Below are 21,286 nucleotides of genomic sequence, written 5' to 3' on the forward strand. Positions count from 1 at the left end.
CTACACCAAAGTTACGGGTTTGCCCGTTTCGATTGACACAAGCGCAGCACGAGCGATTTCTACCGCTTTCACGGCGTCTTCTGCCGTCACGAGTGGCTCCAGGTCACGGTCGATGCACTCGATAAAATGCTTCAGTTCTCTGAAATACGGATTTTCACGCAATGGACTCTCCGGAACTGCGACTCCGCTCATGCCTGCTTGCTTCGAGCGATTAACCGCCACTAGCGGTTTTTCCTTCGAGCTGTCGTATTGAATAATGCCTTCCTTGCCTGCCAGCTCCATTTTCATCGCGAAGCCTTCATGTGCCCATGAGCCTTCCACATGTGCAATCATGCCGTTCTTGAAGCGAAGCGTAACCAGTGCGTAATCCATCCGGGCAAAACCTCGACCCAGCAAGCCTTTCGCGTACACACGCTCCACATCCCCGAAGCACCAACGCAAAAAGTCAAAATCGTGAATGATCATATCTAAAACAAGGCTGCCACTGTTTTTGTAATCCGCGTACCAGTCGTTCCACGCTGTCGGGAAAATACCACCACGGAACGTACGTGCCACACCAACGTTGCCAATCGCACCGTCATTAACCAACTGACGGGACTTTTCATATTCCGGGAAGAAGCGCAGGACGTGTCCGACAAACAGCTTGACGTTTTTCTCCCGGCAATAATCAACGATAAAACGAGCTTCTTCCTTATCACGAGCCAACGGCTTTTCGCAAATGACATGCTTGCCTGCATCCGCAGCCTTCTTTACATAAGTTTTATGAAGGTACGTAGGCAAACACACGTCTACAATGTCTACCTGCGCCAGTTTTTCCAAAGCCTCTTCATAGCTCTCAAACCATTCTGTTTTTGTCTCGGCTGCCAGCTCTTTTCCTCTCTCGCTGCGGATATCGACAATCCCGACCAGCTTGACGTTTTCCATGGCAGCATACGATCTCGCGTGAACAGTCCCCATGGTTCCTGCTCCGATTACCAGAACATGATTCATAATGGTTTCACTCCTTTTGGGAAAAAGTCTATTTGGACCCAGTTAGGGTAATTCCCTCGACAAAATGCTTCTGCAAGAAAATAAAGACGATGATCATCGGCCAAATGGCAAGAACGGAGCCCGCCATCAAAATCGGATAGTTCGTCAAATTGGTATGCTCCCCCGTCAAGTACGCCAAACCAGCGGAGAGCGGCATTTTATCAGGCGTGCTGTTGACGATCAACGGCCACATCAGGTCGTTCCAAGACCACAACGCTACGAAAATGGCGAGTGCAATCAAGCCGGGCTTCGCCAACGGCAGCATAATTCTCCAGTAAATCTGAAAATGGTTGCAGCCATCGAGCTTCGCCGCTTCTTCCAGTTCTTTTGGCAGCGACATGAAAAATTGACGAAGAAGAAACGTACCGAATGCACTGAACAATCCCGGCACAATTAACGCTGTCAACGTATTCAGCCAGCCAAGCTCTTTCATGATCATAAATTGCGGGAGCAGAAACACCTGACCTGGCACCATCAAAACGGTCAAGAACAGGATGAACAAGGCGTTTCGCCCTGGAAATTCAATTCGCGCGAATGCGTACGCCGCAAGTGAGCAGAGGAATACTTGTCCAATTACCTTGGCTACTGTTGTGATCACGGTATTCCAATAAAAATCCAAGAAGGGCAGCATCTCAAAAATATGGGTGTAATTCTCCCATTGATACTTGGTCGGCAAAATGACTGGAGGCACCTGTGTCGATTCGCCCAGTGACTTGAGCGAAGTGAGAACCATCCAGACGAATGGCGCAACCATCACGAGAGCACCTGCAATCAGCAGCAGATGAATCAACAACTTCTTCCCCATTTTGTTCCGACTCGTATAAACACTCATTCCATATCCCTCCCGTCTGTTCAGCTTTGATTAATCATAGTGAACCCATTTTTTCTGCAACTTCATTTGAATGGCAGTGACGATCAGGATCATCACCAGAAGCACGACGGCAACTGCAGCCGCATAGCCACCGTTCCCTGATTCAAATCCATTCGTAAAGAACAAGTACGCCATCGTCTGCGTTTGCTCTGTTGCCGGATTGCCCATTTTGCTTCCGAGCATCAGATAAATCAGGTCAAATACTTGAAAAGCCCCAATCAAGGAGGTGATACTGACGAAAAAGATCGAAGGAGTCAACAGCGGCAACGTAATCTTGAAAAACATGCGAACTGGTCCCGCTCCGTCAATTTCTGCCGCTTCGTAATAGCTTCTCGGGATACCTTGCAGTCCAGCCAGAAAAATCACCATGTTGTATCCGATGGAGCTCCAAACAGCAACGATAATCACTGCATACAAAGCAATGGCGGGATCAGATATCCAGCGTGGGCCCTCAATGCCTACCAAGCCCAACAAATAATTGATCAGACCGTAATCAGCGTTGTACAACCATCTCCACACCATCGCCACCGCTGCTGCCATCGTCACAACGGGCAGGAAATACAGGGTGCGATAAATCGTAATCCCCTTAATTTTCTGATTAAGCAACACAGCGATAAAAATGGAGATAGCGATACCGACAGGAACTGCGATCACTGTATAAATCAACGTGTTTTTCAGCGCGATCCACAAGTATGGGTCCTTGAACAACAACTCGTAATTATGTAAGCCAGCCCACTTATACTTGCCGAATCCTCCCCATTTGGTAAAGCTCAAATAAATGGTCTGTACGATCGGCCATAAGTAGAAGACACCCAACCCGATCAGTGTGGGAGCAATCATGAGATACGCCCAGAACCAATCACTTCTCTTCATGCGATTCAACGATTTTTTCGTTTTTGGCTGGACGGCGGCGTGCATTTCAGGCTGCAACTGGCTGCTCATCGCATTCATTCCCTCCTTACATAAGCTTTTCAAAAAAGGATGGCCTCGTCCGTGATGCGAAGCCATCCATCATAGACCTTTTATTCTTGGCTAAGCATTTCATTCATTTTTTGCGCGAGCTCTTTGGAAGCATCCTCTACGCTCATTTGACCAGCCCAAGCCTTGGTCATGAGCTCTGTTTCCAGCTTGGCCCATTTTGCCGTGTCCTTCGAGATCGGATACGGTTTTGCTGCAGTTGCCTGATCAATAAAAATTTTCAGTTGAAAGTTCGGCATGGATTGTACCCAAGTATCCTGTGTTCCGTTAAATGCCGGAATCGCAGCACCCGATTTCGCCAGGATTTCTGCCCCTTCTTTCGAGCCCAAGAATTTCACGAATTCCCATGCTTCCTTCGGATGTTTGGTATTAGCCGAAATCACGTTGCCCAGGCCGTGGATGACGCTCGTGTTCTCTTTCCCTTTTGGAAGATACGTCACGTCTACTTTGTCCTTTGTATACTCATTTTTATGAAAAGCGGATGCCATCCATGATCCGTTGTACATCATCGCGATCTTGCCTGATTCAAATAGCTGTGTTGCCTCTGTTTCGGACAATTGCGCTGCTGTTGGCGATGCTTTTTCGTTGATCAGGTCTGTCCAAAACTTGAGGCCTTCGATCGTTTCCGGTTTGTCATAGCCGGACGTTTTCTTGTCTTCGGAAATGATATAGCCACCGTTTTGATAGATCGTGTTATAGAAGCCATCCTGTCCATAAGGAGGTGCTGCAATTCCCCAAACGCCTTTTTTCTCATCAGTCAGTTGCTTTGCTACTTCCTTCAGCTTGTTCCAATCCCAGGTTTCGTCTGGATATGGTACTTTTGCGTCGTCAAACAGTTTCTTGTTGTACCAAAGGCCAATGGTGTCGAAATCTTTCGGTAGCGCGTAGTTTTGTCCATCGTAGGTGTAGAGATCAACGAGAGCTTTCGGATAATTGTTCAGATCGATGCCATCTGCCTTGATTTGATCGGTAATCGGCAAGAGCATGTCATTATCTGCGTATTTAATGATACGTGGACCATTAATCCAAAAAATGTCCGGCAAGGTGCCACCCGTTGCGGCTGCCTCCATCTTTGTCCAGTATTGCTTGTTAGGCGTTAGCTCGATCTTGATGTCCACGTTCGGGTTCTTTTCGTTAAACTTTTTCGCCATTTCCTCTATCGCAGGCATCTGGTTTTTGTCCCACAGCGCATATGTGAGCGTTACCTTTTCGCCTGAAGCAGCACTGTCAGTGGTTCCAGCTGGTGCGGAGCTCTGCCCGCCGCCCGAACATCCTGCCACTGCTACCAAGAGAGCAGCCATTGCAATCGAAACCAACTTCTTCATCAGAAATCCCTCCTCGATTTACGTTCTCCTCTTTTACCCCCAAAACATTGCCAGACACGACACGCTTCCCTTTTCGACTCGCCCCCTTTCAACGATTTTTGATGGATTTAACTTTCTTTTTCCAATGACCAAATAAAGTATGCAAAAAGAATGTTACAAGCTGAAGTGAAAAACCTCTTGTAACAAAACAGCAGCAGCAGCCTTGACCTCGAAATCAGCCCCCAATACAGTTGGACGGAATTCCAGCCCTTCTACCATCGTCCCCATCGCTTGCGCCATCACTTGTTTTTGGATGCGCTCAAACAACACTTGGTTGTCCCGGATCATTTCTCCACCCAGAATGATTAGGCTCGGGTTGAACAAATTCACCAGATTCACAATGCCGATCGACATGTACGAAGCGATTTCGTCGACGATGTCTTGGCATACTTGATCTCCTTGATGCAGTGCTTGGCGAAAGACATCAAATGTGATTCTTGTCATATCTCCGCCAGCCAAATCCATGACGAGCGTCTCTTTTCCTCGTGTAACAGCGGACAGTATGCCTGAGTAAATGGCCGGCCACGCCACGTAGTTTTCTAAACAGCCGACGTTGCCGCAGTCACAGCGCATCCCACTCCGATCGACTGTCGTATGCCCGAATTCACCTGCTCCACCACGACTTCCGCGGAAGATGGAACCGTTTACAACAAGACCCGAACCGACCCCTTCTCCTACAGTGACAAACAGGAGATTGTCAGCATTTAATCCACCACCGAAGTTTTTTTCTGCCAGGGCGATTGCATTGGCATCATTGTCGAGCCATGTTTTTAACCCAAAACGCTCTTCTGCCATGTCCTTTAACGGAACATCATGCAAGCGCAGCTTGGAGTTGAAGCGAATGACACCACTCGCTGCATCGACAATCCCTGGTGCGATGATGGAAATACCCAGACAACGGCTGACATCATCCATCGACTGGAGAAAGTCCTCAATCGAATCCAGCACATACTGAATGATCAGGTCACTCACCAGACCAGCTTTTACCGGATAGATTTTCTTTTGCTTTGTAGCTGCTTCCAAATTCATTTCGGCAATCGTAATCGCTGTATTCGTAATAGAGACGCCAATCAAAAACTTTCCGTCTGGACAGAAGCGAACCATAATCGGCTTACGGCCACCCTTCGACTCACCTGTTCCATCTTCTGCAACCATACCGTCACGGATCAGTTCATTGACTGCCGAGGTGACTGTAGTTGGACTGATGCCCTGCTTTTTAGCGATATCGCTTCGCGAGATGGGCCCAAACTGGCGAATAGTGTCGAGTATAATAAAGCGATTGAGCTCTTGGATTAGTTTTAGATCTCCAGTTCTGCGCATCGTATTCGTTCATCCTTTATTTTTCCAATGACTTTATAAAGTGATCATACTGAAATTTGTATTTTGTGTCAATTTTGTTTTTTTAAAGATTTCAATCAATTTTTTCTGATTGAAAAGAACCTCTCTTTACCTGTTGGAAAAGGAGGTTCTTTCTGCTTTATTCTTTTTCTTTGGACCCGTAGGTATAAAACTCACCCGTCAACGCATCTATTTTTGCATCGAATAACATAGGCAAGGTATAAACGAGAGAAGCTTTGCCTTCCTCTTGCAAGACATACTGTAACTGCAATGGATATTTCTTGAGCAAAGCGGCTGCAGCTTCGTCTTGGGAGATTGCCTTCTTCGGATCAGACATTACTCCTTCGACTTTTTCATTGAGATCGATCCCCATGACTTTCCCGTTGCTGCCGTTGATCGAGATATGCGTCAGCCAATCTTCAACAGGAATCCCTTGCTCTTGCCTCACAAAATAGAAGGCGTATTGATCTGTACTTTCATCATATTCTCCGGGCTGAAGTAGCAGCAGCTCGCCCGTACCAGCAGGAGCGATCTCTGCTAATTCATTTATGGCCAATTGCAAAGCCTGCTCTTGTGTCAATTTTTTAGTAGCGGTCTTTGACACACTAGTATCGATGACATGATAGTTCACAATTGAACCTGTCTTCGGTTCGATTAGCATGCTCCCAATCCATCCGTCGTCTGTTCTCCACGAATAATTAGTACGCCCCTCCCATTTGTTTGTTTTCCAGAAATATTTGATAATCACGGGTTTTTCACCAGTCAAATCTTCAAAAAAGACATTCCCTTTTGCAAAATCATAACCCGTACGCTGAGTCAGATACGCTTGTGCTTCTTCACGGGATTTTGCTACGGGCTTGCTCGTACCCTTTGGTATTACATTCACTTTGCTATGATAAGGCTTATTTACGCTGTCTTTGCCGGACAAGGCATCCAACATACCGGAAAAAGCTGGGACGTAGAGGAGCTTGTATGTTTTTCCGTCTTGATCGAGGGAATACCGTAATTGCATATAGGTAGCCAACTGTTTCACGGCTTTTTCTTTGGATAAAACCTGATCCAATTTCGCAAAGGAGATTTTTTCACTATTCATGCCAAGGGATTTTCCTGTGATTTGTCCTTCATGATCAACTTGTACCTGAATCATGTCGTCTGGAAAAGGAACCCCGTTGATCACACGTACAAATTGAATTGTATTTGTCTGGCCATCGAAAACCTTCGCGACCCCGTCCCCATCGAGTTGGTATCCTGCCATGTCTTCTCCGTACCACTTTTTCATAAAGGAAATGGCTACTTCTTTCGATTTGTCGATCGGATAAAGCGTTTGGCTCTGTTGGTTATTTAGTTCGTGTTTGCCAAACTCAAGCAGTTCACCCGTATTTTTGTCGAGCACTAAGGCAACGAATTCAGCATTGTTTTCTCTAGACTTATAGTTGTTCACGAGCAGATAAGGAGTGTCTTTCAATACCACTTCCGTAACAGGGTAATCTTTCAAATAAGGGATGAGACTAGCTGCTTTCTTCACCCCTTTTTCTACCAGCTTGTTTATTTCGGGTGTCATTTGCTCTACTTTAATTTTTTCCAGCGTGTTCTCGCTTGCCAGTGCACCACTCGAAGATGACATCGCAATACTTGCAACCATCAGGAGGAACACAGCGTGCGTAACTTTTTTCATCATTTCTCTTCCTCTCGTCTGTTCATATTTACTTTCTCGCAATCATTATTCGAACATCTACCTGTTTTGTTTCAATTTCCCCGAAAAATTTACATAAAAAAACATTCCCCCTTTGCTTTTCATTTAAATTGCTAGCTGAGTCTTATGGCTTGGCTTTTTTCTTGTGTATGTTAAAATTTACAAAAAAGGGGGATGGGGCGTTAGTATGAGCGAGCAGCCCTTTTGGTTCAAAGCGATAGCAACTATTGTTGTTGTCATTGGAATTCTAGCACTACTGACAAGTGTCGCTTTCTTTCAGCTATTAACAATAGTAGGTTTAGTCGTGATCAGTGCCTTAAAAGGGGTATTAGAATGGAAAAAGAACAGAGACTGGGCTGTTATTATTTTTGCACTGGTTACGCTCCAAATCGTTATTATGATCAAGGCATTGCACGACTTTTTCACATAAGTCACTTTTGTCCATTCGACAAAAGTGGGAAATATTTCTTGATTATTATTATGAACATTAATATAATAATAGTGAATTTGGAATTTTAAGGAGGGGCTTCTATGAATACCGCAATTGCGATCCTTACTTTTATTGGAGATCTCATCCCATTAATCGTCCAGCTTTTAAAAGCCTTTGCTTAATTTCCAAATGAACAAATAGGGGCTGTTCCTCCGATCATTTTCATGACTGGAGGGACAGCCCCTTCTCTACTTATTGAGTATCTACATTTCCTTCTGTTTCTTCCGAAATCTGCTCATCTACATAACCCTCGACTCCGTCAACTGCCGCTTGCTGTTGAACTTGCCAGAGAGCCGCTACATTTGTTGGCTCCCACCCTACGAGAGAAGTGTGTGGTTGCAGACATTTGTATACCTTGCCTTGATAGCTGACCAGGTCACCAGGCACGTAGCTAACATTTGGCGCCCATGCTGGAGCTCCCGGATTTACAGCATCTGTCACGCCTACGACCTCGATGCTCTTCTGAGAAGAATTACCTGCTGCATCCTTTGCTACCACAGAGAAGGTATAAGACGTGTTAGGCGTGAGTCCTGTAACAGTTGCATTTGTAGTCGTTACATCCGCTGCTAATGCAGTCCCGTTGTAAACCTCGTAATTCGTCACCGCGATATTGTCTGTAGAAGCAGCCCAGCTCAGACTGATACTCGTGCCTGTTTTCCCTGTTACGACTAGATTAGTAGGTGTGCTTGGTGGTTGATTGTCTGGCTGAATCGTATCCGTCGTAACCGTTACTTCATTGCTTGCTACTGAGGAATTACCTGCTGCATCCTTCGCCTTCACAGTGAATTGGTACGCAGTTCCTGCTGTAAGCCCGCTAATTGTCGTATTGGTACCGGTTACCGTTTTCGCAAGCTGGGTGCCATTGTATACCTCATAGCCAGTAACTCCTACATTGTCGGTTGCAGCTCCCCAGCTCAGACTAACACTTGTAGCTGTTTTTGCAGTCGCTTGGAGATTAGCTGGTGCTGTCGGCGGTACGTTGTCGACTGGTGCTGTCCCGCCCAGAAGATCTCCATTTACTTTGTCTAACAGAACCTTGTTACGGTCTCCACTAAATTCCCAGAACATTGCGCCTGCCAATCCTTTGGATGTAATATAAGAAGTTTTGTGTCCGATCGACGTCACATCATCATAGCTAATATATGTTTTCGAAGCCGGGTTGAAGAGGAAAGGCACTTTTGCCGCGTCATTCCAGTGGCGTGTGAAGCCATTTTTGTTCAAATAATTATTTTGGATATCCGTGAAGTCAAGCATACCAGGTTCCCACGTTCCTGTTGAAGGCCCTGTGCAATTTTGATATTCTCCATTGTTAGCCGTTCCGCAACCCGACCAGCCCCTTCCGTAAAATGGAAGTCCGAGAACCAGCTTGCTGGCAGGAACACCGTCACGAAGATGACCCTCTACAGCTGTTTGGACATTATAGGTTTGAGCATTTGGCAAACCTGCTGCTCCTGCTGCCGGATCATAGGCCAACGGCGCGTTATGTCCAGTCTGCTTTTGGAAGGCTCCATAGAAGTCGTAGGTCATAATATTGATCCAATCCACAACCCGGGCAATATTTCCAAGCTCTGTATTGGCTGCATAACTAGGGCTGGCACCAGAGGCAATCGTCAAATAGTACTGTTTGCCATCCGTTACCTCAGCCGCATCGAGTTTGTCTCTGACAGCCTGTAGCAACAACGTATAATTTTGCTTATCTGCTGGACGTTTGCTGTTTCCAGGCAAGCCTCCTTCAACTGGGTACTCCCAATCGAGATCGACCCCATCCATCTGATATTTCCGAATAAAATCTACCGAGGACTGTGCAAATACTTCCCGTGCAGCCGGATCTGCCGCTACATCAGAGAAGCGATTGGACCACGTCCAGCCCCCAATCGATATTAAAGTCTTTAATTGAGGGTTTTTTTGCTTTAATTTTGCCAATTGATTCAAATTTCCGCGGATCGGCTGATCCCACGTATCTCCTGGAAAAGATTTTTGCACATCAATCCATGGATCGCCGAGAACAACCGTTCCATTAGGGGCATTAATATTGCCTACCTCATCCTGGCAAGCCCATGTTTGTGGATTGGGTCCCGTTGGATCTGGGTTGCCGTGTCTGCCATTCCAGCAAATATCCGCAAATGCGTAGTTAATATGCGTTACTTTATTGGGATCGATATCCGTTACATTGTAGTTTCTTCCATAAGCTCCCCATGAGGGATAGTAGCCAATAATTTTGTAATTGGATACCGCTGAAGCCTCCGCTTGATTTTCCTCTGCTTGCGCCGCCTGTGCCGCCATGGGCAATACGGAGGTGACAAGCAAAGCACCTACCATTAGTACATTCCTAACACATTTCTTGAATTTCATAGTATCCCTCTCGATCTTCATGGATTTTGTTACAAATCCATCTTATTACGACTTATATCACGATATGCTAATGCATTTACATAAATGGTAATAAAAGGGTGATTCGACACAAAAGAACGTAAAAAATCCCTTTTCCTTCCGACCAAGGGAAGAATACGGAGGCTGGGAGGGCTGGGTTCAAAGGGGCTCTTTTTTCACCGCTCACAACTTTCGCCCTTCAGTAAACTGGCATTTTAACATCAAAGACATTTCTTAGTAATAGATGCCTCCCGCTCATTGAAGGTCAGATACTTACAAAGGTTGTATTTGCGTAGTGCATCCTCTACGGTCTTCTGAGCATTGTTTCTTCAAGATGCACGGCGCAATTCAGATTCCAAGCTGCTGCCGCCAAATGATCTTCTTGTGTGTCGCCTGCCATGTATGGAAAAATGTGCCTTAGAGCGTTGTCCATACATCCGTATTCCATCTCACCAAGTTCACTCCGGAGCTTTCTTTGTCCCCGCTCCTTCACTCCCGAAATATTTTGTTAAATATCGCGATTTCTTTACTTTCATGCTATTATTCACAAAGATACAAATTAGACAATGATTACCAACTAAGGTGGTATTAAAATGGATGTACTCGTTTTTGGGATTGTGGTAATGATCTCAATTGTGAATTTGTATTATCTGCTGAAGCAAACTAATCGACATTTACAGAGAATCGAAGACCTGCTTACCAAGTTAATCGATAAGAAGGATTAACATAGTTCATCACAATTTCTCATTTGTTAAATGACTGGTAGCAGCTTAAGCGCTTGTAATGGTTTCCCTTGACTTAACCAGTGGAAGAAATGAGTGACCCTTTTTGAAAGACGTCGGCTCGAGTTCGACCACAACCGCAGCAAACAGTCCATTAAGCCATCTGTCACCGCTCTAAAAAATGAGATGTCTAGTAACACCTCGCGCTGCGCCAAGGTTAGTAAAGCTTTAAACCTTCCTCCGTTCTTGTATTTGACATTTCTATTTGAGAAGCTGTCTCATCTCTCCGAGCTACCCATTCGCTGGACAAACTGCTGTTTTTGGTCTCAAGCGTTGCCGATCACCTGTCGTTCTTTACTTACCTAGCAACGAAAGCCCCTCAGGATGGGGGGATTTGACCTTACATTGCTCCCCGTACATAGGCAATCATGGATTTTTCTTTGAAATTGTTGCCGATTACCCATTTGCCCATAAATTGGTATCGATAACAATTGATTGCAGGAGGGGAAATGATTGAAAGGAACACTAAATCAACATGGAACACCATCTGAATTATCATACAATCCCTGGCTATATTCCAATCCTTTGGGACATGAGTGTGCATCTACCCCTATCCCATTGGATACTTTGCTTGTACGTGAAGTTAGTATGCAGTCTGGCGCTCTCCTCTTTTACAACAGCTATACCGGCCTTGGTGCGACCGGCCTACTCGACGCGGACGGAAACTATCAGTTCGTCGATTCCATCTCCGGATTAGCAAGGGGCTGGACCCGCGTCGTCGTAACCCCCAACGGTGGCGTATTATTCTACCACGCCCCGACTGGCCTTGGAGCAATGGGCCGACTTGACGCTAACGGAAGATTTGAGTATTACTTATGGAATATCCAAGTTGGAGTAGGCTGGACCCATATTGTGTCTGCCAACCAGGATAGTCTTCTTTTTTACAACGCCGGGACCGGTCTTGGAAGAACTGCACGGATTGACGCATCTGGAAACTATGGGATCGTTAGTGATCTCTCCGGATTCTCAAAAAACTGGTTCCTCGTCACAGGAACCGCCAGCGGTGGCCTACTCTTCTACGACTACGCCACTGGTTTAGTTGCAACCGGCCGACTTGACGCCAACGGAAACTACCAGTTCGTCAAAACCATCCCTGGATTCGCAACAGGCTGGAGCCGCCTCGCCGGAACCCCCAGCGGTGGAGTATTCTTCTACAACCACGTGAACGGCCTTGGTGCGACTGGCCGGCTTGACGCCAACGGAAACTACCAGTTCGTCAAAACCATCCCCGGATTCGCGACCGACTGGACACATATCGTGGGCAGGTAGGTCGTAATGCCAACGGGGACCGCTATGGGAGGTGGACGGGGCGCCAAGCGAGCATTGGTGATGGGAGCGCGCTTAAATCGAAGTTCATCTGCGTTACGGCTTACATTGGCTGTGCCATTTGATTGTGATTTTCTCAAATTCCCTAAACCACCTACGGGAGGTATAGGGGATTTTTGTTTAACTGTCTATACTTCTAGTCAAAATACCAAAAATCGAAAATTGTGGTGATGCCCTTGTCCACTTCAGTACCTCCAGCATAGTTTGGTACAAGGAGGTGGTAAGAAAATGGCAATGAAACCGCCAATTTTTATTGGAGCAAATAGTATTGCAACTATCGGCAACCGTTTTTTCCTAATTGTTGAGGTTGAGGCAAAAGTACCTGGTGTCGAAATTGACCCAGTTTTTGCGGTCCGTATAACCCGCGAACAAGCACGAAGGCTCCGAAATGCAGGTGTCATGAGAACGGTTATTCAGAATACACGTCCGCGGCCTAGACCTGGATTTGATGTGGAGTTTAAAGGTGTACTGTTCGCTAATGGTCGATTTTTCTCAGTTTTCGACGTTGAAAACTCAACCGATACTTCAGTACTTGTTAGAATCAGCCGTGAAAGAGCGCAAAGGCTGATTCGTAATGGAGCGCGGAGAATTCCAGTGATTAGAAGAACTTTTTAAATGTCTCGGCTGGAATCTTTCAGCTACAGCGATGGAAACCCTGTGGAGAAACTGCTGCAGGGTTTTTCCTTTTACACAATCTCATGTCCTATCTAAAACGGAATGCTCCTGATAAAGCTTTTATAGCTCTCTTTTCTACTTACGAAGGTCAGAATCTGTATGAGAAATACGATTTTAAGCAGTACCCTGCTCCAAGTTCGGGGGAGTTTTTACATCCCCTTTAGATCAGAGCGATTTCTCCCGAGAAGTGCTAGAAACATTGCTTGCATCACGAGAGATTGGTCAAAGATGGGCTGTAAATGGTCCCTACTCCGTGGCGCTTGCGTGTACATTACCCAAATAGTAAGAAAAGAGCATGTAGACACAAATCAACATAAAAAAACCCTCCCTTCCGACCAAGGGAAGAAAAGGGAGGCTGGGTGGACTGGGTTCAAATCTCTAGTTCACCAAGTCGAACGAGTTCGACTACTGCCTGAGATCGACCTTTGACACCTAATTTTTGCATGACATTACTAATGTGATTGCGCACAGTCTTTTCGCTGATGAAGAGTTGTCCGGCAATCTCTTTGGTTGTCTTATCTTGGACCAAGAGTTCAAACACTTCTCTTTCGCGATTCGTTAACAACGGCTTGGTTTGGTCGCTACCCTTCAATCGTGCCACCCCTCCTTGTGGGCTCTACAGGAACAAGGTTGAGGGATTACAGAGTCACCTTATCCTATGATGGGGGGTGGGTGATGGTGCCGGAATTTCAAGGATTTTAGGCTTTTGCCTTACATCCTATTCAGAAAATGGGCAATGGGTTCCGAACACCGCTGAGAAACCTCTTCGACATCCGCCGTGAATTTTTTCGTTCGAGACGACGATGGCCTCCAGTTGTCCCCCGTTCAGATCGCGACGAGTACGCCTCGCCTGATGAGATAGCCATCGGAACCCAAGGCCAACACCGCCCCCGACACTCCAGTCTATTCATCCGACACATATACTGCTCCCTACAATTCGACTTCCATTCCATTATTTTTAACTGGATCAACCAAAAATGCCCTTGATTCGTAAAAATCAAGGGCACCACAACTTAAATAAACGGGGTACGACTATACGTTTGCTCGAACTTATCACGCAATCCTTTGGCCAACAAGCTAAATGATCCAATGGCGATCATGAATGCCCCCAGTGGAACGAGGAAAATCCACGTATAGTTACTGTAAATAAAGCCTCGATAAGACCCGAGCAACCCTGCCCATTCGTGTGTAACGGAATGATACAAAACCGGGTCAAAGGTCATGTTCGTACCACCTACAAACATGTCAAATATGCCGAGAAGCCCCATCAAGGTCATGACAGCGATCATTTCTGTCACCAAGATGATAATAAGCTGTTCCTTCAAATGCGGCAAGATGTGGCGAAAGACAATTTGATTTCGGCCAGCTCCTAGTGCAACGGCAGCCAAAACGTATTGTGATTCCTTAATTTGCTCGGCCTTTTGACGCACAGAAGAGGCTACAGAAGGTGTTCCAAGCACAGAGACAAGCCCAATGAAAAGCAGTACGAGCGTGAATGTTGGCAGCTCCGAATTCACATTGATTCCTCGCAAAAGAAAATACACAGGGATAAACACAGGCATATAGCTCCATGCATTTTCGATCGCCATCCACCAACGCTGCTCTTTATCTTGAATACCGATATAGAGTCCAATCCATGTACCAAGTAACACGCGAATAAATGCGATCGCAAGGGTAATAAAAACAGTGTATGGCGCTCCATGGAGCAAGAGGGTCAGTAAGTCATACCCCCATTTGTCCGTGCCGAGTAAATGTTCCCCTGAAGGCGGTAAGGGCGGAGAGACCATGACTTGTTTACCGTTCACAACCTCATGACGCATCTTCGCTTGATATTCCAGCTCATAGGGAGCCATGTAAGGCCCCGCCACAGCGATCACAATCAGAAGGAACACGAAAATACTGCCTAGCCATAAAGAAAAATGGAATCGTTTTTTCATCAAAAAACCTCACTTATCCCTCATGCTGAAAAGTGACCAGCTGCTTAAATAAATGGGGTACGACTATACGTCTGTCCGAATTTATCACGCAATCCTTTGGCCAGTAGACTAAAGGAACCGATTGCAAGCATATAAGCAGCAAGTGGGATCAGGAAAATCCACGTGTAATTCGTGTAGACAAAGCTTCGGTAAGTCCCGAGCAGTCCTGCCCATTCATGTGTGGTCGAGTGATACTCAACAGGGTCATAGTACATAGTCGTTCCGCCTACAAACAGACCAAACATCCCAAGAAGCCCCATCAACGTCATCGTGGCAATCATCTCTGTCACCAGGACAATGACCATATGCTCCTTCAAATGCGGCAGAATGTGACGAAAGACGATCTGATCCCGCCCAGCCCCCAGCGAAGTCGCAGCTAAAACGTACTGAGATTCCTTGATTTGCTCCGTTTTTTGACGGATGGACGCAGCCACTGAAGGCGTCCCAAGCACTGCCACAACCACTATGAAAAACAAGACAAGCGTAAACGTTGACAATTCTGAATTGATACTGATACCTTGCAAAATAAAATAGACAGGAATAAAAATCGGCATGTAACCCCAGGCATTTTCAATCGCGATCCACCAGCGCTGCTGCTTGTCCAATATTCCAATATACAGACCGATCCATACTCCGATCAATAATCGCAATAACGCAATCATGATCGTAATGAAAATGGTGTACGGTGCCCCATAGAGCAGTTTTGTAAGCAAATCATAGCCCCATTTATCCGTACCCAACAGATGCTCGCTTGAAGGTGCCAAAGGAGGGGAAATGATCACTTGCTTCCCGTTCACCATCTCACTGCGCACTTTCACCTGGTAATCGATGTCATAGGGGGCCAAATAAGGTCCGGCTACACCGATAATCATTAGAATTACTACCAAGATACTGCCTAGCCCTAAAGCCCAATTGAACCGTTTCCTCATACCATACCCTCACTCATTCCAAAAGAAGTCTGGGTTATTTATACACAACCGCGCGTTCAATCACATACAGAATGAGACGAATCAATACATAGACCAAAATGGATAGCAAAATAATACCTAAAAGTCCCATGACAGCAGCATTGAATTCGTATCCGCCATCTTTGCTGAAAATAAACCGGGTCAATCCTACGACGTTTAATAAGTACTCAACAATAAACAAGTTAGCTACCGAAATCGCAATTGTCTTCTTTAAATCAGCAATAAGAAACGGCTTGATGTTTTTATAGACGTGGTGGATGAGAACATGCCAAATCCCCATCCCCTTGGCAAGTGCTGTTTTAATGTAGTCTTCGCCGCCGATTTGTGCATACTTCAGGCTGACTACCTTCATGAGAAAAATTGTGGGTCCAATTGACAGTAGCGTGATCGGAAACCAGGTACTCTCAGAGTCACTTACAGGTGACAGGGTGATAATACGAATGTTCGTCATCTTGTAAAATCCGACGGCACCCACAATCGACACAACAATCAGGATAAAATCAGGAATCGTGGCAAGCAAATTCAAAACCTTTTGAAATTGACGTACAAACCGAAAGCGCTGCAATAGCAATCCAAAAATAATACTAGCAAGGACTGCGACACTAACACTTGCGAACAGCAATTCAAAGGAGCTACTTGCAAATGGAAGGATATCCTCTGCGATGCTTCTTTCCGTTTGCCCCGAATAATAGGTTCCGAGTGAGCCTTCTGCAATCTGCTGAATCAGATGTACCGTATGGACTACGATATTTCCCGGCTCGAACACGATTTCTTCCTTTTGCGTATATAGCATGAACGGCCCACCGCAAACGACGATAACTAGGAAAAACATCCCAATTAATTGTTTTACATAGGTCAAACTCTCATACCCCCTTACTATTTCCAACAATACACTATCTATTAAAAATCATCCAGACAATAGAAAATATTTTATTTTTTTATTCTATTCAAGCAGAAATAAAAAAGTGGCTGAGCAGGATAGCCTGTCAACCACTTCTCCATTCATGGGAACAGTTGATTCGAAAAAGAGGATAGCTAATCGATTACTTCGTAGAAGAAGTAGCGACACGCAGCTGCTCATTTTTCATGAGAAGATTTTGAATCGAAGCAGTAAAAGGTTTTCTTACTCCATCTTTCAAACGTGGAACCATTGGAATCATCTGATAGACCTCCTTTCTGGCAATATCTTCTTAAGAATAGCATTTTTTCTTATTTATCGTCAATTCCGGCCATTCCCAGGTAGGAAGCGAGTTGATTGATTTCAGCCATGTAGATGTTTTCTTGTCCGTAATAGCCCTCCTGCTCCCCTGCAACCTGTGCAAATTTCGAATAGAGCCGGTTCAGATAAACATGATTAGCATCTGCACGAAAGGTTACTTGTTTCACATGTTCATTCTCTTCTTGGACCTGTCTGATAAGATGACGAAAGCCTTTTAGAAATACCCTGCTCCTTCGATATTTTTCTTCAACGATGACTGAATGGATATAGCAAATTTCGCCCTCTGGGTCTGGTTGCCTTTCTGCTGTCACGTATTGATAATGGCCCCAACCGACCAATTTACCTCCCTCGTCTTCTATCAGGATCAAATGAGAATCCGGGAGAAACGTCAAAATATGAGCAAGCGTGTCACTAAGGGAAAACATACGGCTAAATTCCAATCGATTGCGCATAAAGAATAACGTGAATTGGGCAAAATCATTGTCACTGGTACATTTTCTAAATTGGACATGCATCCTTTGCACACTGCCTTTCTTTTTCTATCGTTAACGTATTGGCTGTTGGACGTTCTTGCCAATCGCCGAGTGTTGGGACCTGATGTACTGGAATACCTTCAAAGGTAAGGTCAAAACAACACAAGAGGTGAGAGCCGTCACGGTTGTCGTCTGTAAAGCACCCGCTTGGTCTGTTTCTCCAAAGTGATCGCCGTCCTCCAAGATCGCCAGTCGAATCTGCTCGTCAGATTCAGCAGATGTTTGGGATACTTCTACCTTTCCGCGTGCGAGGAGGAGAAACTTCTCTGCTGCTTCCCCTTCCCGAATGATCGTTTGTCCAGCAGTAAACGTCTCGGATTGGAAGAGTTGCAGCATATCAGGCACGTCGACGCCTGGAACATCCATAACACCTTCTGGTCTACTCAAAGCACTTTGCTTGTCCCATAACCTTCTGTAATAGCCCCGCTTTTGCAGCAGTTGAAAATGGGTTCCGTGCTCCACTAGTTCCCCTTGCTCCAACACAAATATTTGATCCATGTCCGTTATGGTCGACAAGCGATGTGTCACAGTTATGACAGTCCGATCATTGGAAAGCTTTGCAAAAGTCTTGTTAATAGAAGCCTCTGAAATGGGATCGAGAGCAGAAGTTGCTTCATCCAGAATGAGTAATGAAGGATTGCGCAGAATCGCTCGAGCAATGGCAAGTCGCTGCCTTTGTCCCCCAGAGAGGTTGCTTCCCCCATCCATAACAAGTGTTTCGTATTTATCTGGTAGACTCATGATAAAGTCATGGATCTCCGCTTGCTGTGCAGCCATCCTCAGCTCCTCGTAGGTCGCATCGAGTTTGCCGAGCCGGATGTTTTCCGCTATTGTTCCGTGAAAAAGAAAGTTATCCTGAAAGACGACCCCTACGTGGTTGCGGAAGGCTCCCCGATTACATTCATCGAGTTTTGTGCCGTTTATCTCGATATGACCAGAACTAGGTTGATAAAAGCCTAGTAACAGTTGAACGATCGTGCTTTTTCCAGAACCGCTGGAGCCAACAATCGCAACTTTTGTCCGAGCCGGAATCTGCATGCTGACCTGATTGATAGACAACTGATTTTCCTGATAGCCGAACACAACATTTTTTATGGACACTTCAGTCAAACGCAAATCGGGCTGTTCCGCTGTAGTATGGTCGACTTTTTCAATCGGTTCATTCAGTACCTTCTGGATTCGCTCCATACTGACTTGTGCATCTGTAATGAGCGGTAGCGTAAAGGTCAGATTAAACACTGCATTCCCCATCGACGTATACATGGTGAAAAAGGCAACAAGCGAACCGACAGAGATTCGCCCGGTGAGTGCCAGATAGGAACCGAAGCCAATGATCGTAAAGTTGATGAGTAGTAAGCATAGCGCAGGAATTCGTTCCAATTTCGCTGCCATCAAATTTTTGCGAAAGTTGCTGACCAATAGCAATTTGAGTCTTTCATTGAATTTATCGATCATGACATCTTGCAGGTTGAAGCCCTTGATGACCATTTGCGCTTTCGTATTTTCCTGGACATCATTCGTCATAGCAGCGAGCTGTTCTTTGTATGCGGCATTGATTGCGTGGGCACGTCGGCCAAGCAAATAAGGACCTGTAAAAATCAAGATTGCTCCCACCAAGATACACAGCGCCATCACCCATTCCAAATAAAACAACACCATCGTACTAATCGTCACGAACGCCAATGACTGAATACCCGTCGTGAAGAGAATAGCCAACGATCTGTCAATGACAGGCAAATCCACTGAAAAGTAAGAGACCAGTTCACCCGAACGCGTTTTGTGGAAATAGCTGACCGGCAAATACTGCATATGCGCAAACAACTTTTGCCGCAAATCATTTTGCACACGTGCGTTTAGTTTTGCCAGCACATAATCACTGATAATTCCAGCACTGACACAGATAAACCCGCTAATCGCCAATACGATCATGATGACTGTGAAGTAGTTCGCATCTTTAGGAACAATCGCTTTGTCAATGATCATCTGGAAACTAAGGGGTGCCAAGGATAAAAACAGCAGATCGAGTGCAAGCGTGAGGAAAAAAAGGAAACTCAGGAGCTTATAGGGGCGTATGTAGCCAAACAGGTTTTTGATGACGAACAGCATCGTAACGTCTCCTTCTTGGATTAGAAAAATGGTTCATGTTGAAACCTGGCTGCATAGGATTGCCAAGCCAAAAACGATGCGCGATATTCATCCAATGGACCGTTTGCCGTTTCCACAGAAGCTACTCGTTCTGCAATCTTGGTAAACAATTTGCGTAAAGAGTCGTCCGAGGAAGTCCAGAATCGAAACTCCTTCACGTCTTCCTCCATATAGGCGATATATTCGGTTACATACTGAAGAGCGTGCAAAAAAAGGCGACTGCTGCGATACTGTTCTAAAAAATAGATCACCTGAATTTGAACGATATGCTTGTCTTCGTACTGATTTTCACCTGTCCCGTAAATGTACGAAAAGGCACCGATCACTTCATCGTCATCATTAAAGCAAAGAAATGCTTTCCCCTCCATTAAAACGGGACTCGCCAGAAAACTGAGCGCCACAGGAAAGGAATATGGCATGCGAAGCTGGTCGTAGTTTTCCAATAAAAAAGCCATGTATTTCTCATAATACATCTCAGCTGAACAGATCGAGAAGTAATGATCCATCTCTTTCCATCCCTCCTTTGAATGATAATGTGTGGCTACGTATCCTTCACAAAAAAGACGGCCATTAGCCGCCTCTATCTTATCACAATAATTTGAATATCCAGTCTGCCCATGTCATGAAGATCGAGCGGTGCAGTCAATGCTGTCCCTGCCATGTCTTTCAAGTCATGCTGGTGTAAAAATAAGGGCGGGGTAATGTCTACAATAACACCTCGATTGGACAAAAGCGTACTCGCATTCCCGGAAATCATGTTCCCCAACTCGGAAATGGCACTTTTTCCGAGCTCATCCATCTCTTGCACGGGATAGCCGCCCATCATGGCCGAGACAATGCGCAAAGCCAATTCCTCTTGCAGACCGAAAAAGACCTCACCTTGTAATTGACCTGTCATTCCGATTCGAATCCATGTATGGCCTTCTACATGGCTCCATTCTCTCTCAGCTAACTCTCCACGCGAAATGTCGACATTGCATACTTGTTGAATCACGGACGAAGCTGATTCAAGAAATGGATCAAGGTACTGGACTATCATCTGCATTCTCTTCCTTTCCCGGGCAATCCTCTTGTATAGGACTATCATAATGTCGATTTTTGGCAGATGCAATAGGATTACGAAAACTTCATAGGCATAAGGTCACGAAAACAGGGTGTGCTGGGAAAATAATCCTCTACTTTAGTCTCATGACGAATGGTATAGATGGCAGTGCACGTTCGCAAGTCTAATATTTCTACACCGATCTCATGCTTACTCAATTGCCACATAGGAAGCTGGACTCGATCAAAGGCAAAAACAGTATCTCCAAATGCCAAGCACTCCTGTATACAGCGGACAGCATCGTAATGTTCATCAGCCTCAAGCAAATGAACGGGCTCCAAACCGAATTGTTCGATCAAATGAAGGCGATCCCGCAATTGCTCTGCCCCACGCTTCCTTCTGGCTGTCCTTCTCGGGGATAGCACAGGGTACTCTCTCGTAACATATTCCCACATGATCCCGTGGTAAAACATCGAATAGACTCCTC

20 protein-coding genes are annotated in these 21,286 nt (G+C 45.6%); 4 read left to right on the forward strand and 16 right to left on the reverse strand.

The window, feature by feature from the left end:
* The 6 genes from ASG16_RS20345 to ASG16_RS20370 form a co-directional block, all read right to left on the reverse strand.
* Positions 1-990 carry a Gfo/Idh/MocA family protein gene (locus ASG16_RS20345; protein ID WP_056497730.1) on the reverse strand — a complete coding sequence of 330 codons (990 nt, stop codon included), beginning with the start codon at positions 988-990 and terminating at the stop codon, positions 1-3.
* 28 nt (positions 991-1,018) lie between these two features.
* Positions 1,019-1,861: a carbohydrate ABC transporter permease gene (locus tag ASG16_RS20350; RefSeq protein WP_056497732.1), complete on the reverse strand. Its 843-nt coding sequence runs from the start codon at positions 1,859-1,861 to the stop codon at positions 1,019-1,021.
* Positions 1,862-1,891: 30 nt separating this feature from the next.
* Positions 1,892-2,851 carry a carbohydrate ABC transporter permease gene (locus ASG16_RS20355; RefSeq protein ID WP_082195893.1) on the reverse strand — a complete coding sequence of 320 codons (960 nt, stop codon included), beginning with the start codon at positions 2,849-2,851 and terminating at the stop codon, positions 1,892-1,894.
* Positions 2,852-2,922: 71 nt separating this feature from the next.
* On the reverse strand, positions 2,923-4,203 hold the full coding sequence (locus tag ASG16_RS20360) for an ABC transporter substrate-binding protein (protein ID WP_056497734.1): 1,281 nt from the start codon (positions 4,201-4,203) through the stop codon (positions 2,923-2,925).
* 153 nt (positions 4,204-4,356) lie between these two features.
* On the reverse strand, positions 4,357-5,562 hold the full coding sequence (locus ASG16_RS20365; RefSeq protein WP_056497735.1) for an ROK family transcriptional regulator: 1,206 nt from the start codon (positions 5,560-5,562) through the stop codon (positions 4,357-4,359).
* A gap of 157 nt (positions 5,563-5,719) precedes the next feature.
* Positions 5,720-7,258, reverse strand: coding sequence for a YcdB/YcdC domain-containing protein (locus ASG16_RS20370; RefSeq protein ID WP_133257452.1), 1,539 nt, complete (start codon positions 7,256-7,258; stop codon positions 5,720-5,722).
* A gap of 202 nt (positions 7,259-7,460) precedes the next feature.
* Here ASG16_RS20370 and ASG16_RS20375 point away from each other — a divergent pair, with 202 nt between their 5' ends.
* Positions 7,461-7,703 carry a hypothetical protein gene (locus ASG16_RS20375; protein WP_056497739.1) on the forward strand — a complete coding sequence of 81 codons (243 nt, stop codon included), beginning with the start codon at positions 7,461-7,463 and terminating at the stop codon, positions 7,701-7,703.
* Between the two features lie 252 nt (positions 7,704-7,955).
* Here ASG16_RS20375 and ASG16_RS20380 read toward each other — a convergent pair whose 3' ends face one another.
* The gene (locus tag ASG16_RS20380) at positions 7,956-10,136 is read right to left on the reverse strand and encodes a glycosyl hydrolase family 18 protein (RefSeq protein WP_056497742.1); all 2,181 of its coding nucleotides are present in this window, start codon (positions 10,134-10,136) and stop codon (positions 7,956-7,958) included.
* A 590-nt stretch (positions 10,137-10,726) separates the two neighbouring features.
* Here ASG16_RS20380 and ASG16_RS31560 point away from each other — a divergent pair.
* From ASG16_RS31560 to ASG16_RS20390, 3 genes are all read left to right on the forward strand, one after another.
* The gene (locus tag ASG16_RS31560; RefSeq protein ID WP_255413028.1) at positions 10,727-10,858 is read left to right on the forward strand and encodes a hypothetical protein; all 132 of its coding nucleotides are present in this window, start codon (positions 10,727-10,729) and stop codon (positions 10,856-10,858) included.
* 510 nt (positions 10,859-11,368) lie between these two features.
* Positions 11,369-12,184 carry a PspC-like choline-binding domain-containing protein gene (locus ASG16_RS20385; protein WP_056497744.1) on the forward strand — a complete coding sequence of 272 codons (816 nt, stop codon included), beginning with the start codon at positions 11,369-11,371 and terminating at the stop codon, positions 12,182-12,184.
* A 285-nt stretch (positions 12,185-12,469) separates the two neighbouring features.
* A complete protein-coding gene (locus tag ASG16_RS20390) occupies positions 12,470-12,856 on the forward strand; it encodes a hypothetical protein (protein WP_056497745.1) in 387 nt (128 codons plus the stop codon).
* A gap of 430 nt (positions 12,857-13,286) precedes the next feature.
* On the opposite strand, the gene ASG16_RS20400 is transcribed toward ASG16_RS20390, so the two are convergent.
* The 9 genes from ASG16_RS20400 to ASG16_RS20440 all read right to left on the reverse strand — a co-directional run bounded on the left by ASG16_RS20400 (position 13,287) and on the right by ASG16_RS20440 (position 21,272).
* The gene (locus ASG16_RS20400; RefSeq protein WP_003387736.1) at positions 13,287-13,508 is read right to left on the reverse strand and encodes a helix-turn-helix domain-containing protein; all 222 of its coding nucleotides are present in this window, start codon (positions 13,506-13,508) and stop codon (positions 13,287-13,289) included.
* A gap of 421 nt (positions 13,509-13,929) precedes the next feature.
* Positions 13,930-14,853, reverse strand: coding sequence for an ABC transporter permease (locus tag ASG16_RS20405; RefSeq protein WP_056497747.1), 924 nt, complete (start codon positions 14,851-14,853; stop codon positions 13,930-13,932).
* Between the two features lie 44 nt (positions 14,854-14,897).
* Complete coding sequence (locus ASG16_RS20410) at positions 14,898-15,821, reverse strand: ABC transporter permease (protein WP_056497749.1); 924 nt, start codon at positions 15,819-15,821, stop codon at positions 14,898-14,900.
* 34 nt (positions 15,822-15,855) lie between these two features.
* Positions 15,856-16,719, reverse strand: coding sequence for an ABC transporter permease subunit (locus ASG16_RS20415; RefSeq protein WP_048031990.1), 864 nt, complete (start codon positions 16,717-16,719; stop codon positions 15,856-15,858).
* 350 nt (positions 16,720-17,069) lie between these two features.
* Positions 17,070-17,594, reverse strand: coding sequence for a GNAT family N-acetyltransferase (locus ASG16_RS20420; protein ID WP_056497750.1), 525 nt, complete (start codon positions 17,592-17,594; stop codon positions 17,070-17,072).
* 30 nt (positions 17,595-17,624) lie between these two features.
* Positions 17,625-19,718 (reverse strand): ABC transporter transmembrane domain-containing protein, encoded by a 2,094-nt coding sequence (locus ASG16_RS20425; protein WP_056497751.1) that lies wholly within the window; start codon positions 19,716-19,718, stop codon positions 17,625-17,627.
* A 20-nt stretch (positions 19,719-19,738) separates the two neighbouring features.
* Positions 19,739-20,263: a hypothetical protein gene (locus ASG16_RS20430; protein ID WP_048031987.1), complete on the reverse strand. Its 525-nt coding sequence runs from the start codon at positions 20,261-20,263 to the stop codon at positions 19,739-19,741.
* Positions 20,264-20,337: 74 nt separating this feature from the next.
* On the reverse strand, positions 20,338-20,796 hold the full coding sequence (locus ASG16_RS20435; protein WP_056497752.1) for a chemotaxis protein CheX: 459 nt from the start codon (positions 20,794-20,796) through the stop codon (positions 20,338-20,340).
* 77 nt (positions 20,797-20,873) lie between these two features.
* Positions 20,874-21,272 (reverse strand): hypothetical protein, encoded by a 399-nt coding sequence (locus ASG16_RS20440; RefSeq protein ID WP_056497754.1) that lies wholly within the window; start codon positions 21,270-21,272, stop codon positions 20,874-20,876.
* Positions 21,273-21,286 lie beyond the last annotated feature (14 nt).

This window comes from Brevibacillus sp. Leaf182, from assembly GCF_001423865.2.
In the GTDB taxonomy this organism is placed as follows: Bacteria; Bacillota; Bacilli; order Brevibacillales; family Brevibacillaceae; genus Brevibacillus; species Brevibacillus brevis_C.

Excerpts from the sequence above, each read along its gene's own strand:
- ASG16_RS20350 (WP_056497732.1), bottom strand. The coding sequence starts at position 1,861 with ATGAGTGTTTATACGAGTCGGAACAAAATGGGGAAGAAGTTGTTGATT.
- ASG16_RS20355 (WP_082195893.1), bottom strand. The coding sequence starts at position 2,851 with ATGAATGCGATGAGCAGCCAGTTGCAGCCTGAAATGCACGCCGCCGTC.
- ASG16_RS20365 (WP_056497735.1), bottom strand. The coding sequence starts at position 5,562 with ATGCGCAGAACTGGAGATCTAAAACTAATCCAAGAGCTCAATCGCTTT.
- ASG16_RS20375 (WP_056497739.1), top strand. The coding sequence starts at position 7,461 with ATGAGCGAGCAGCCCTTTTGGTTCAAAGCGATAGCAACTATTGTTGTT.
- ASG16_RS20435 (WP_056497752.1), bottom strand. The coding sequence starts at position 20,796 with ATGATAGTCCAGTACCTTGATCCATTTCTTGAATCAGCTTCGTCCGTG.
- ASG16_RS20390 (WP_056497745.1), top strand. The coding sequence starts at position 12,470 with ATGGCAATGAAACCGCCAATTTTTATTGGAGCAAATAGTATTGCAACT.
- ASG16_RS20405 (WP_056497747.1), bottom strand. The coding sequence starts at position 14,853 with ATGAAAAAACGATTCCATTTTTCTTTATGGCTAGGCAGTATTTTCGTG.
- ASG16_RS20430 (WP_048031987.1), bottom strand. The coding sequence starts at position 20,263 with ATGGATCATTACTTCTCGATCTGTTCAGCTGAGATGTATTATGAGAAA.
- ASG16_RS20380 (WP_056497742.1), bottom strand. The coding sequence starts at position 10,136 with ATGAAGATCGAGAGGGATACTATGAAATTCAAGAAATGTGTTAGGAAT.
- ASG16_RS20425 (WP_056497751.1), bottom strand. The coding sequence starts at position 19,718 with ATGCTGTTCGTCATCAAAAACCTGTTTGGCTACATACGCCCCTATAAG.
- ASG16_RS20370 (WP_133257452.1), bottom strand. The coding sequence starts at position 7,258 with ATGATGAAAAAAGTTACGCACGCTGTGTTCCTCCTGATGGTTGCAAGT.
- ASG16_RS31560 (WP_255413028.1), top strand. The coding sequence starts at position 10,727 with ATGGATGTACTCGTTTTTGGGATTGTGGTAATGATCTCAATTGTGAAT.
- ASG16_RS20360 (WP_056497734.1), bottom strand. The coding sequence starts at position 4,203 with ATGAAGAAGTTGGTTTCGATTGCAATGGCTGCTCTCTTGGTAGCAGTG.
- ASG16_RS20410 (WP_056497749.1), bottom strand. The coding sequence starts at position 15,821 with ATGAGGAAACGGTTCAATTGGGCTTTAGGGCTAGGCAGTATCTTGGTA.
- ASG16_RS20345 (WP_056497730.1), bottom strand. The coding sequence starts at position 990 with ATGAATCATGTTCTGGTAATCGGAGCAGGAACCATGGGGACTGTTCAC.
- ASG16_RS20440 (WP_056497754.1), bottom strand. The coding sequence starts at position 21,272 with ATGTTTTACCACGGGATCATGTGGGAATATGTTACGAGAGAGTACCCT.
- ASG16_RS20420 (WP_056497750.1), bottom strand. The coding sequence starts at position 17,594 with ATGCATGTCCAATTTAGAAAATGTACCAGTGACAATGATTTTGCCCAA.